The organism is Pedobacter sp. 05T44 (assembly GCF_056395985.1).
The window spans coordinates 22240-34148 of sequence record NZ_JBFTKO010000031.1; the positions used below are offsets into that span (position 1 = coordinate 22240).

Annotated in this window: 12 protein-coding genes and 2 tRNA genes; 8 read left to right on the forward strand and 6 right to left on the reverse strand. The window is 39.6% G+C overall.

Annotation, left to right across the window (positions count from 1 at the left end):
- Positions 1-2 precede the first annotated feature (2 nt).
- Positions 3-1595 (forward strand): RagB/SusD family nutrient uptake outer membrane protein, encoded by a 1593-nt coding sequence (locus tag AC1DDK_RS25455; RefSeq protein ID WP_172661899.1) that lies wholly within the window; start codon positions 3-5, stop codon positions 1593-1595.
- Positions 1596-1789: 194 nt separating this feature from the next.
- On the forward strand, positions 1790-3661 hold the full coding sequence (locus AC1DDK_RS25460) for an alkaline phosphatase (RefSeq protein WP_477634174.1): 1872 nt from the start codon (positions 1790-1792) through the stop codon (positions 3659-3661).
- Positions 3662-3692: 31 nt separating this feature from the next.
- Here the strand turns inward: AC1DDK_RS25460 and AC1DDK_RS25465 are convergent, their stop codons facing one another.
- Positions 3693-4397, reverse strand: a complete 705-nt coding sequence (locus AC1DDK_RS25465) for a GNAT family N-acetyltransferase (protein ID WP_477634175.1) — start codon at positions 4395-4397, stop codon at positions 3693-3695.
- Positions 4398-4441: 44 nt separating this feature from the next.
- Between AC1DDK_RS25465 and AC1DDK_RS25470 the strand changes: the two genes are divergently transcribed.
- Positions 4442-6730 carry an alpha-L-rhamnosidase-related protein gene (locus AC1DDK_RS25470; protein WP_337717869.1) on the forward strand — a complete coding sequence of 763 codons (2289 nt, stop codon included), beginning with the start codon at positions 4442-4444 and terminating at the stop codon, positions 6728-6730.
- Positions 6731-6752: 22 nt separating this feature from the next.
- On the opposite strand, the gene AC1DDK_RS25475 is transcribed toward AC1DDK_RS25470, so the two are convergent.
- Positions 6753-7730: a GlxA family transcriptional regulator gene (locus tag AC1DDK_RS25475; RefSeq protein ID WP_477634176.1), complete on the reverse strand. Its 978-nt coding sequence runs from the start codon at positions 7728-7730 to the stop codon at positions 6753-6755.
- Between the two features lie 129 nt (positions 7731-7859).
- On the opposite strand from AC1DDK_RS25475, the gene AC1DDK_RS25480 reads away from it, so the two are divergent.
- From AC1DDK_RS25480 to AC1DDK_RS25495, 4 genes are all read left to right on the forward strand, one after another.
- Positions 7860-8279: an SRPBCC family protein gene (locus AC1DDK_RS25480; protein WP_288884153.1), complete on the forward strand. Its 420-nt coding sequence runs from the start codon at positions 7860-7862 to the stop codon at positions 8277-8279.
- 24 nt (positions 8280-8303) lie between these two features.
- Positions 8304-8678: a DoxX family protein gene (locus AC1DDK_RS25485; protein ID WP_172661905.1), complete on the forward strand. Its 375-nt coding sequence runs from the start codon at positions 8304-8306 to the stop codon at positions 8676-8678.
- A complete protein-coding gene (locus AC1DDK_RS25490) occupies positions 8671-9051 on the forward strand; it encodes an iron chaperone (RefSeq protein WP_172661906.1) in 381 nt (126 codons plus the stop codon). The genes AC1DDK_RS25485 and AC1DDK_RS25490 overlap by 8 nt, the downstream gene beginning before the upstream one ends.
- 137 nt (positions 9052-9188) lie before the next feature.
- Positions 9189-9590, forward strand: coding sequence for a VOC family protein (locus AC1DDK_RS25495; protein WP_172661907.1), 402 nt, complete (start codon positions 9189-9191; stop codon positions 9588-9590).
- A 68-nt stretch (positions 9591-9658) separates the two neighbouring features.
- Here AC1DDK_RS25495 and AC1DDK_RS25500 read toward each other — a convergent pair whose 3' ends face one another.
- A complete protein-coding gene (locus AC1DDK_RS25500; RefSeq protein ID WP_172661908.1) occupies positions 9659-10261 on the reverse strand; it encodes an FMN-dependent NADH-azoreductase in 603 nt (200 codons plus the stop codon).
- A gap of 108 nt (positions 10262-10369) precedes the next feature.
- On the opposite strand from AC1DDK_RS25500, the gene AC1DDK_RS25505 reads away from it, so the two are divergent.
- Positions 10370-10747, forward strand: a complete 378-nt coding sequence (locus AC1DDK_RS25505; RefSeq protein WP_172661909.1) for a winged helix-turn-helix transcriptional regulator — start codon at positions 10370-10372, stop codon at positions 10745-10747.
- A gap of 130 nt (positions 10748-10877) precedes the next feature.
- Here AC1DDK_RS25505 and AC1DDK_RS25510 read toward each other — a convergent pair whose 3' ends face one another.
- From AC1DDK_RS25510 to AC1DDK_RS25520, 3 genes are all read right to left on the reverse strand, one after another.
- Positions 10878-11435 carry a hypothetical protein gene (locus tag AC1DDK_RS25510; protein ID WP_172661910.1) on the reverse strand — a complete coding sequence of 186 codons (558 nt, stop codon included), beginning with the start codon at positions 11433-11435 and terminating at the stop codon, positions 10878-10880.
- A gap of 284 nt (positions 11436-11719) precedes the next feature.
- Positions 11720-11791, reverse strand: a tRNA-Glu gene (locus AC1DDK_RS25515).
- A gap of 38 nt (positions 11792-11829) precedes the next feature.
- A tRNA-Met gene (locus tag AC1DDK_RS25520) sits at positions 11830-11905 on the reverse strand.
- Positions 11906-11909 lie beyond the last annotated feature (4 nt).

Consider the following 11909-nt stretch of genomic DNA (forward strand, 5'->3'; position numbering starts at 1 on the left):
TCATGAAAAAGAATTTTAAATATATACTTACAGCCTTACTGTTGTTATCATTAGGTGCCTGTAAAAAAAGTTGGGTTGACAATAAACCCACAGGAGAGCCATCAACCGCATTTTTTTGGCGTACAGATGCTGAGTTGGTAAAAGGTGTAGCAGCTTTATATGTTCCAATGCGCTATGAATCAACCTGGGGAAGAGACTTGTTCTGGGTACAAAATGCAAGTGATGATCTTATTGTAGGAAGAACAAAAGCTGATGGAGAAAACATCAAAAACTTTATCCCTAGTGGTCGAGAAGGTTATTTAACAGGCGGCTGGAATGACTTATATTGGATGTTGAGTAAAGCAAATGATGCAATTAAAGAAATCCCAAAAGCAAGCCAGGCAAGCGAAGCCATTCGTAATAGGTCTTTAGGAGAAGCATATTTTGTTCGGGGATTCGCACATTTTTGGATCGCCTACATCTGGGGGCACAAAGATCAGGGCGTTCCATTTGATGCTGTAGAAAATCCTGAATATGGCAAAAGAATACCACCTCAGCTAAAATCAGTAACCGACAACTATGCGCAGATTATATCTGATCTGGAAAAGGCAGCAGATTTATTACCATTGTTTGAAAGTTATGGTGCCGGAGACCGTGGAAGAGCACATAAAGCAGCTGCTTGGGCATATATGGTAAAAGCCTATGCATATTGGGCACAATTCGATAAAGCTAAATGGCAATTAGTTCCACCCCTTTGCGATAAAATAAAGAATGAAGGGCACCGTGCTTTAATTACCGGAAAGGCAAACGGCAAAGAGAACTACCAAAGCGTGTTTACAATTGCCAATAACTGGAGTTCTGAATATATATGGTCGGTTACTTCTGGAGTAGATGGAGGGTCAGAATTCCCAGGTGTAAGTCTTGAAAATAAGGGCTGGGGAATCTATAATGGCTGGGGATACTTCCAACCAACACTTGAGCTGTACAACGAATATGAAGCAAATGACCCTAGACGTGAAGTTACTATTTTGAAATTTGGAGATAAGTTCAAATTCTTTGGGCAGGAAAGATCATATTTTTCTACCAATAGTCTTTCTGGCTTCCAAATCAATAAATACATGGAGCCTTTTGGTTATGGGTCTGATGGGGATGCATCTTCAAATGATAAGATTAACCCTAGTGGTGATTATCCAACCACCATGCTTAACTTATCTTTAATACGTTATGCTGAAATACTTTTGTTTAAAGCTGAGGCATTAATAGAACAAGGTAAAAATGGAGAGGCCGCGGCTCCTCTAAATGAACTTAGAACAAGAGTTGGCCTACCCTCAATAAACACACCCACTTTAGATGATTTGAAACACGAACGTCGTGTTGAATTGGCTTGTGAGTGGACTGATAGATTACAGGATCTAAAGAGATGGGGAGATTTCGCTAAAATTAATGCTCCCCTTCATGGTCGTAATCATTCAGATAAAACTAATCCAAACTCTCCATTCGTAGTAAAGGAAGTATGGCCCGCACGCAACTTTAATGCTTCAAAAATGGCGTGGCCAATAAGTCCGGATGAAATCACCAGAAGTAACGGTGCTTACAAACAAACCCCAGGCTGGTAAACAAGGTAATACTGAAAAGGGTGCACGATAATATCGTGCACCCTTTTGCTTTTGTTAAAATCATCAGCTACCTAACCAAACCATTTGTTAGATTTACATTACTGATCTGCAAGTAGAGCCAACAAATAGATCACATCAATGCTAAACGTACATAAATGCAATACCAACCATATTGCAAACAAGAACAGATTAGAATGAAAACAGAAAAACCGATCAAAAAAATTATTAAAGCGGGCCTTTTTGCGCTTTTATTAATCGCTAGTGCTAATTATTCTCAGGCTCAGGAGGCATCTGACAAAGAGCCCTCATACTCTTTATTAAACGCTCATTCTCATAACGACTATGAAAATGACATTCCTTTTCAAAGAGCTTTTCAAAAAGGATTTGGCTCTATTGAGGCCGATATTTTTCCGATAAACAATGAATTGCTCGTTGCACATAGTAAAGAGCATGTTAATCCCTCAGTTACACTATATAGCACCTATATTAAACCAGCTATAGCAGCCCTACAGAAAGATCCGAAACGCAAGCTTCATTTACTGATCGACATTAAAGAAAATTATCMAAGCGCTTTAGCTATATTAATCAAGCAACTGGAACCTCATAAAGACCTCCTTAAAACCAGCACCCATCCTGGCCAGTTAACCATTACAATAAGTGGTTCCAGACCAAAACCAAACGACTACAAAAACTATCCTGATTATATCTATTTTGATGGAGAATGGCCATTACAACATACGCCTGAAGAATCAAAACACGTAGAATTAGTAAGCTTTCCATTCACTGCATATAGTAAATGGAATGGGAAAGGAAGACTAGAGCATGCCGACTACACAAGGGTAAAAGGCCTTATAGATAGTGTTCATGCTGAAGGAAAAAAAATCCGGTTTTGGGCTACTCCGGATACAAAAAGCTCTTGGCTGGCATTAATGAATCTTCATGTAGATTTAATAGGCACTGATGCTGTCGAATCACTTGGAAATTTCATAAAAGACCTGGCCAAAAACATTTATATCAATAAGGAAATCCACAAAACCTACCAGCCAACCTATCAATCTGATGGCAAGAATGGAAAAATAAAAAATGTCATCCTTTTAATTGGTGACGGAATGGGGCTTACCCAAATATACTCTGCATTTACAGCAAATCAAGGTCAGCTCAATTTATTTAAGATGCGCAACATTGGTGTTTCTGTTACAAATGCCGCAGATACTTACATCACCGATTCAGCCGCAGGTGGAACTGCAATGGCGGGCGGACAAAAAACAAATAACCGTGCAATTGGAGTAGATTCAACAGAAAAGCCATTAAAATCATTAGCTGTGTACGCCGCAGAAGAAGGTAAAAAAACAGCAGTTATTTCTGTGGGTGATCTTGCCGATGCAACTCCTGCAGCATTCTATGCGCATCAGCCCGACCGTTCAATGGAGCCTCAAATAGCACAAGATATGCATGCTTCGGGGATCAATATGTTCCTTGGCTCTGGCATCTCCAATTTTAAGAAAACCTTAAACGGTACAACGGCTGTTGAATTATTAGAAAAGAAAGGTTATACCGTGACCTATACTTTTGAAGATTTCAAAAAAAGCAATGCAGACAAGTTGGTTGGACTTGTTCCCGATAATGAAACAAGACCAAAAATTGAGGGCCGCGGAGAATTCTTAACCGAAGCCTTCTTAAAAGCTACTCAACAGTTAGCCAAAGATCCAAAAGGTCTTTTCATGATGCTTGAGGGCGCTCAAATAGACTACGGTGGCCATAGAAACAATGTCTCGCAAGTGATCACCGAAAACCTTGATTTTGACAAAGTAATTGGCAAAGCACTTGAATTTGCAGACAGTAATGGCGAAACACTTATTGTGGTTACTGCTGATCATGAAACCGGAGGCTTAACACTTCTCGATGGCGACATCCAATCAGGCTATGTATTGGGCGAATTCTCTACAAATGACCATACAGCTGTTCCAGTCCCGGTGTTTGCTTATGGCCCTCATTCAGATGATTTCAGAGGCGTATATGCTAACACCGAGATATTCAAAAGACTATTAAAATACATTAAAAAATAGTTACACACTGAAGCAACAAATAAGAGTTTTTCTAATCGTCAGAAAGGCTCTTAYTTGTTGTCTTCTTTATAACATAGGCAAACATATCAGCCCTTATATCAAACCCTAGCTTCTTGTACAGCATAATAGCACCATAGTTATCATTTCTAACGTGTAAAAAAGGAATCTCCGACTTCTTCAATATCCTTTTGATCTGCTCGCGAAGCAGCTGATAGGCATAACCTTTACCAAGATGATCCGGGTGAGTGCACACTGCACTAATCTCAGTATATGGTGTAGGATTGAGCCGGTGCCCTGCCATGGCAATCAAATTATCACCACTAAATACACCTGTATAATTTCCAAACTCAATTGTTCTTGCTCTAAATGGCCCTGGTTGGGTCAACTCCACAAGAGCCGTCATCTGATTAACGTGTGATTTATCCAAATCTACAAAATCAATGTCGGTTCCTGTCGGAATCTCTTTAGATTCATAGATCATCTGAAACATATCAATTTGTGCAATAACTTTCCACTGATCAGGAATATCGACAGCAGCGGGTGTAAAAACAATAAACAGGCTTTCCAAGGCACTGTTTTCATAAAGCGCTTCAAAATCAAGCTTAGAATTATCCTTCAGACCTGCAAATGAAGCAATATCTTCCAGGTAATATTTTACCTGATCTGTACCGCTCGAAAAAGCACTATGAGCCGAATTTAAAGCATTGTAGATGGGATTATCTAAAGTATGGGTCATTTTGTAAATTAATTATTTATTATTGTTAAAACCAAGTAAACCATATGCACCCTTTAAGCAATCTGTTCCTCGCTATAGTTTTATTAATCTCCTCCTTAAAAACAAATGCACAATCGCTTAATCCTCCTTCAGATTTGAGGGTCGATTTGCTTCTGAATGCTGATAAAGTATGGAAAAACGGAGTGCCGGCAGCGCTATCACTTCAGGAAGCAAAGCAATCCGACTCCACCTATCAAGTGGCACTTATAGCCAATCAAAACCCATATTTCTCCTGGGTAGTAAATGATAATTCAGATGGCAGTTCCCAAACCGCATATAGGATTCTTGTGGCATCGTCTCCAGACAATCTTAAAGCGAATAAAGGAGATTTTTGGGACTCACAAAAAGTTATTCAAAACCAACAGACGGGAATCATTTACCGTGGTCAGAAGCTTAAACCAAATACTGTTTATTACTGGAAAGTAAAGGTCTGGAATAATAAACAAACCCCAAGTGATTACTCAAAACCCATCTCCTTTATTACCGACAGTATAATAAAGCCCTATCAGACTGCTCATCAACCCCTTGTAAAATCATTGGAAAAACCGGTTCTAAGTAAGCAATTAAACAATCTTAACACTTTATATGATTTTGGGAATGATGCCTTTGCTCAATTAAAAATGCGCATCAAATCAGCAGCTGATGGAGATACCTTGCAAATCCACGTGGGTGAAGCAATAGATGCCACAGGTCGCGTCGAAAGAAAGCCCAGAGGTACCATCCGCTACCGTTTATTAAAGCTAGCCTTGCAAAAGGGAGAACATAATTATGATCTTAAATTTTTAGCCGACGAACGTAACACCGGATCTAAGGCCATACTAATGCCAGATTACATCGGGGAGGTGCTTCCCTTCCGATATGTGGAACTTGAAAAGAATGATAAAGCAATAATTGAGGTACAACGTTATGTTGTAAACTATCCTTTTAATGATCAAGCCTCATCATTTAAAAGTTCCGACACCCTTTTAAACCAAATATGGGATCTTTCTAAGCACACCATTAAAGCCACCTCATTTACAGGCTTGTACGTTGATGGCGACCGTGAGCGGATTCCCTACGAAGCTGATGCGTTAATTAATCAGCTGTCGCACTATGCTTCCGATGCTGAATTTAACATGGCTAAAAGATCTTTGGATTATCTGATTTATCATGCTACCTGGCCAACTGAATGGTCATTACAAAACCTGCTGATTGCCTGGAATGACTACCTGTATTCTGGCGACATCAGGACCGTAAAGCTTCTTTACCCTCAATTAAAACCAAAACTGTTGCTTGCCCTTGCCAGGCCTGATGGCCTAATCAGTACAAGAACTGGCAAGCAAGATAGTAGCTTTACCAAATCCATCCATTTTTCTACCTTTAATGGCGAAAAGGTACTTAAAGACATTGTAGATTGGCCGCAAAAAGGAGGTTTTGGATTGCCACCCTCCTATCCTGGCGAAACGGATGGTTTTGTTTTTACAGACTATAATGCCGTAGTAAATGCCTTTCATTATCAAGCATTGATTTGCATGAGGGATCTGGCCCTGGCATTAGGAGAAAAAGCAGATGCTACATTTTACAGGCAGCAAGCCAACAAAGTAAAACAGGCCTTTCAACATAATTTTATAAACCCGGACACAGGAACGATAAAAGATGGTGAGGATACCATGCACAGCTCCTTACATGCTAATATGCTTGCCCTTGCTTTTAACCTGGTACCAATTGAGAACAAGGCAAAAGTAATAGCCCACATCCGCTCAAGAGGAATGGCCTGCAGCGTTTATGGAACACAGTTTCTGTTGGATGCACTTTATAATGCAAATGAAGCAGAATACGGGTTACAGTTGTTAACCTCAACCGACAAACGTAGCTGGCATAATATGCTCCGTTCTGGTTCAACCATGACAACAGAAGCCTGGGACACGGATTACAAAAACAATCAGGACTGGAATCATGCCTGGGGTGCTGCTCCTGCTAATATTATTGTCAGGAAACTTATGGGAGTCGAACCGTTAACGCCTGCTTTCGGAACCATACAAATAAAACCCCAGCCCGGCACACTTCACTCCGCCGAGCTCCAGTTATCCACCTTACATGGAAAAATCAATGTTGCTTTTACTAAAACCACAGCACAGTTTCAATTAAAAACCCTTATTCCACCCAATACCACAGGAGTAGTTTATTTGCCAAAAGAAACAGAAAATGACAAGATAATCAAAGACGGAAGATCATTAAAAGCAATATCAGACGGCAAGTTTTGGGTAGTCAGAGATGTTAAATCTGGTACACATGTCTGGGAAGTAAGGTATTAGTTCAACTTTACTAAAAAGGTAATTATACCTCATTCGCAACCTTTGCAAACTTATTTCTGTACTCTATTGGAGTGAGGCCTGTTATCTTCCTGAAAATATCCCTGAATGCTTTGGTATCGGTATAACCTACACCATACATTACTTCTGTCACATTCTTTCTTGAAGCTTCAAAAAACTTCTTGGCAGCTTCTATTCTTACCCGTTGTATGTACTCCATTGGTGTGTTAGTTGTTGCATCCTTAAACCTTCGTTCAAAAGTTCTTCGTCCAACATTTGTAAGGTTCACCAAATCTTCAATACTTATTTTGTCTTCATAATTTATCTCAATATAACTCTGTACCTTTTGAATGTCTGCATCACCATGGTTTTTCTGTCCTTTGAAAATGGCAAACTGCGACTGGCTGTCTCTACCTATATCTAAAGCAAAATATTTGGAGATCATCACAGCCGTTTCTCTGTCCGAAAACTTTTCTACCAGGTACAAGATCAAATTCCACAAACTACTTGCGCCACCGCTACTATAGATGTTATTGTGTTCGGTAATGATCGCACCATCTTCTACTTCTACTTGTGGATATTTCTCTCTAAACTCGCTTATATGTGCCCAATGGGTAGAGCATTTTTTTCCATCTAGCAAGCCTGTTTCTGCAAGCAAAAAAGCACMTATACATAAACTTGCAAGGCTGGAGCCGCTTTGATGAAGCTTTTTGAAGTACGGTATTGCTTCCGCATTAGCTTGGATGCCTGCGTTAGTGTCTCCAAAAGTGGGTGGTATAATGAGCAGGTCGGTATGGGCAACATCTTTGAGCAGCCTGTCTGTTTTTACGGTGTATTCGCCGTTGTTGGCAGGCACATATTCATTTAAGCCTACATACTCTACTTTGAAAATGGGCTTTTTACCAAATGTCGTTAAAAATTCATTGGCCGTGTTAAAGGTCCTGAATGCTGGGGTAATAGCTTCTATTACTCCATACTGTGGAACGAAAACTGAAACTTGCATATAATTTTGACTTAACTAAAGGTATATACTTTTGTCGTAATTCACCTCTAATTTGTCGTTTTTACAATAGACCAGGTTTCGGAGTCTGTAGCATCTTTGTAATGTAATCAATTACTAAAAATAAAAATGATGGCAGAACAAACAAAAATTACGGTAGAAGCAACAGTGAATGCTCCCGTAGAAAAAGTATGGAAGGCTTGGAATACACCAGCCGACATTATCCAATGGAACACCCCTGACCCAAGCTGGCATACGCCAAGCAGCGAAAACGATCTCCGCATAAACGGAAAGTTTAAAAATAGAATGGAAGCTAAAGATGGCAGTTTCGGTTTTGATTTTGAAGGCACTTATGACAAGGTTGAATTGTATAAAGAAATAGCTTATACCATGGCTGACGGCAGAACTGCGACAACATTATTTACAGAGAAAAACGGTAAAACCACACTTGCAACAACTTTTGATCCGGAAACTGAGAACGACCCTGAATTTCAGAAACAAGGTTGGCAGGCTATTTTAAACAATTTTGTGAAATACGTAGAGAGCAAATAATTAGTAATAATAAAATTAAACAAAATGAAAAAGAATAAAATAATCTTTTGGGTGGCTACATCAATCCTCATACTTTGGGAAGGTGTAATGCCACTGGGTACAGTGCTATTTGCACCGGAATATGTAAATGCAGGTACAAAACCTTTAGGCTATCCCGATTACTTTGCTTATACGCTTATATATTGCAAGGTACTTGGAATTATAGCAATCTCTTTGCCTAAAATCCAGGGGAAGTTAAAGGAATGGGCATATGCTGGGCTTGCCTTTAGTTTAATCTATGCTTTCATCAGTCATGCCTGTGTAGATCAAAATATCGCGTTTATGCTACTGCCACTAATAGTACTGGGCATCCTCGCGGTTTCTTACATCTATAATAATAAAATTCAGAACAATGGCTAAAACAAATTATCAGTCGATTGATGAGTACCATCTCGCATTTAGTGGCGAAGCGCTCGAAAGAATGCAAAAGATCAGGAAAACTATTCATGAAGTAGTACCAGATGCAGAGGAAACTATCAGTTATCAAATACCTTGTATTAAATACAATGGTTACCTGATATACTATTGTGCATTTCCTAATCACATCTCATTATCGAACCCCTTTAGTGAAGCCTTTTGGGCACATTTTAAGACTGATCTGGAAGGGTACAAAACAAGCAAGGCTGTTATCCAATTTCCAATAGATAAACCGCTTCCTGAAAAGCTAATTAAAAGAATTGTGGCATTCAGGAAAAAGGAGAATGAGGAGAAAGCAATTACAAAAAAGAAATAATTGATTGATCAATTATGCTTTAAAAAAATGAAAGATAATATGGTTTCATTACATCGGGTAATTATGGCAAGCCTGGAGAAGGTATTCCAGGCTTTTTCCCTCCCAATAAAAATTCCCGACGCATAATTCAGTATAGGATGTTAGTTAAGAATAGCAATAAATTAATAAGTGGAATCTTTATCACATTTTCCGGGAATTGTAAAAGGGCACTCACATTTTACCAAACCTGCTTTGGCGGAACCCTGCATTTTGAAACATTTGATAGGGAATTACAGGGTTTTACAGAAAAACCGGTCATTAGTGGCTCGTTAGTTTCTGATAGTATAGTTATTCACGGTTCGGATCTGGTCCACAACGAAGGAAGAAAAATAGGGAATTATCTTTCTATCTTTTTACGTTGTAAAAATACAGATGATAGGAAAATACTTATTGAGAAAATAAAATCTGGCCACAGGGGCCTATCGTACAGGAATTATGAAGAACAGGTGCTAATTGAAGTAACTGATGCTTTTGATGTGACCTGGATATTAGGTATTTAAAACGAGAATCAGAAAATCGGTCATAAAAAAAAGCAGTAACCATAAGATTACTGCTAGTCTTTATACTCTTAATTAATCTTTATACTTTTAATTGCTCTATCCAAAGCATAATCTTTAATTCCTGGCACTTTTAGTCCTTCCGCACGGAATACGGTAAGATCTGTCATACCTAAAAACCCAAGAAAAGCCTTCAGATAGGGGGCAACAAAGTCGTTGGCTTTCCCTGGTCCCTCTGAATAAACGCCACCGGATGACATAGCTACATAAACTTTTTTCCCTGTAACCTTTCCGATAGGGCCGTTTTCACCATATCCAAAAGTTATTCCTGCCCTGGTAATATGATCAATCCATGCCTTTAGTGCTGAATGAATAGTAAAGTTAATCAGTGGTGCCCCAATTACAATGATGTCTGCAGCGAATAATTGTTTAACTAAATGATCAGAAAGCAGGATAGATTCCTTTTCTTCTTTGGTCAGCTCATCGCTGGGAATAAAGAATGCACGGAGGACTTCAGGTTTGAGATGTGGTATTTCAATATCGACCAGATTTAACTCTTCAACAATGCTACCCGGATACTTTTCCTGAATTTCTTCAACAATGGCATGACCTAATTTAATACTGTACGACGTCGCACCTTGTATACTTGATTTTAAATGAAGGATATGTTTCATAAAATTGATTAATTATCAAGGGCAAAGCTAGGGCTAGGAGGTGATAAAAAGTTAGTCGTTACCCAAAGGTAAGCGCTTACATCGGGGTAAGTGATTATCTTTGCGATTATGAAAGTCATTAAAAATCAGCCGATACCAAGCAAGACAGAATGCGCGGGCTCACTTAGAAATGTTCTTGACGCCCTCTATGTGCTAAATGGGAAATGGAAGTTGGCTTTGATCCTTTCACTTGTACAATCATCCAAGCGTTTCAATGAAATTCAGAATGAAGTCTCCGGAATCTCCTCCAAGGTCCTAGCTAAAGAATTAAAAGATTTGGAATTGAATGACTTCATCAAGCGGAATGTGTATCCTACCCAACCGGTAAGTATTGTTTACGAGGCGACCAGTTATAGCCTGACCTTAAAAAATGTGTTGGCTGAACTAAGTAGCTGGGGGGAGCAGCACAGGGAAAAAGTTAAACAAAGCATGCGGAAGGAGTCTTGAATGGGAAAAGCCTCGATGTTGATTAAACACCGAGACTTGTCGTCCAAGCGTTACATTTGTTGAACACCGTTCAGGACGATTTAATGCATTTGGCGAACATCGAAGATGATCTAGCTATTGCAACTACCTCTTAGCAACGGTCACTTTTACTGAAATCACGTTTAAAAAGTACCTTACCATTTTGCTCAATATAATCCCCTGATACAATCAAATAGGGATGACTTGGCGAATTCCCTGCGCTGCGGCTTTTTACAGTTATTTTGTCATTCACTTTCAGGCTAGTTAACGGCTGAAACTCTTTAGGAGTAAATTGCATCATGTATTGTTCACCATCAATCTTCACGATAAGCCATTTTGGCCCTCCTGATTTTGCATTTTCACGATGAAAAGTAACAGAGGTGACCACGGCCTCCATATTCGCGAAAGACTCGATGTAGCCCTTTATTTTATCATGACTGCCCCTCACCTTTTTGCCTTCAGGAGATGCCTCCCATACCTTATATTTTATACCGTCAGGAGTTCCCTCCCATTGTTTCCTGGGATCCAGTGCGACTTTCTTGTTTGCAATGGACAACGGTTCTGAAGACCGACCGGTTTCAGTTTTAATGTTACGATTGGCAAATACTAGCCCGCTTACTACAACCAATACGAAGATCATCGCATAGGTGACATTTTTTTTATTTTTCATATTTTTTCAAATTGATTCAGCGAATCTACTTTGATATTTTGCGGGTCGAGTGGTTCGGATTGTAAATAAAAATGTAAACTTTGTAAATAAATCGTAAATAGTAGGATAATCGTCCGTCTTGAAGGATCCAGAATGAAATTCTTGCAGTTCTTATCCGAAAACACGACCAAATCTGATCGCTTTCCGAAGCCCGTAGGAGTTCCGTCCGATAGTTATCGGCACGATCCCCCTGTTCCATGAAATGGATGAAAACGACAAAAGCGATCGTTTCTGATCGCTTTTAGTAGCCCGTAGGGGAATCGAACCCCTGTTTCCAGAATGAAAATCTGGCGTCCTCACCCCTAGACGAACGGGCCATTTGGTTGCCTCAGCTTTATTAAAGCTGCGAACCTTTTGGTAGCGGGGACCAGACTCGAACTGATGACCTTCGGGTTATGAGCCCGACGAGCTACCAACTGCTCCACCCCGCACTAT

Excerpts from the sequence above, each read along its gene's own strand:
- AC1DDK_RS25455 (WP_172661899.1), top strand. The coding sequence starts at position 3 with ATGAAAAAGAATTTTAAATATATACTTACAGCCTTACTGTTGTTATCA.
- AC1DDK_RS25470 (WP_337717869.1), top strand. The coding sequence starts at position 4,442 with ATGCACCCTTTAAGCAATCTGTTCCTCGCTATAGTTTTATTAATCTCC.
- AC1DDK_RS25480 (WP_288884153.1), top strand. The coding sequence starts at position 7,860 with ATGGCAGAACAAACAAAAATTACGGTAGAAGCAACAGTGAATGCTCCC.
- AC1DDK_RS25485 (WP_172661905.1), top strand. The coding sequence starts at position 8,304 with ATGAAAAAGAATAAAATAATCTTTTGGGTGGCTACATCAATCCTCATA.
- AC1DDK_RS25490 (WP_172661906.1), top strand. The coding sequence starts at position 8,671 with ATGGCTAAAACAAATTATCAGTCGATTGATGAGTACCATCTCGCATTT.
- AC1DDK_RS25495 (WP_172661907.1), top strand. The coding sequence starts at position 9,189 with ATGTTAGTTAAGAATAGCAATAAATTAATAAGTGGAATCTTTATCACA.
- AC1DDK_RS25500 (WP_172661908.1), bottom strand. The coding sequence starts at position 10,261 with ATGAAACATATCCTTCATTTAAAATCAAGTATACAAGGTGCGACGTCG.
- AC1DDK_RS25505 (WP_172661909.1), top strand. The coding sequence starts at position 10,370 with ATGAAAGTCATTAAAAATCAGCCGATACCAAGCAAGACAGAATGCGCG.
- AC1DDK_RS25510 (WP_172661910.1), bottom strand. The coding sequence starts at position 11,435 with ATGAAAAATAAAAAAAATGTCACCTATGCGATGATCTTCGTATTGGTT.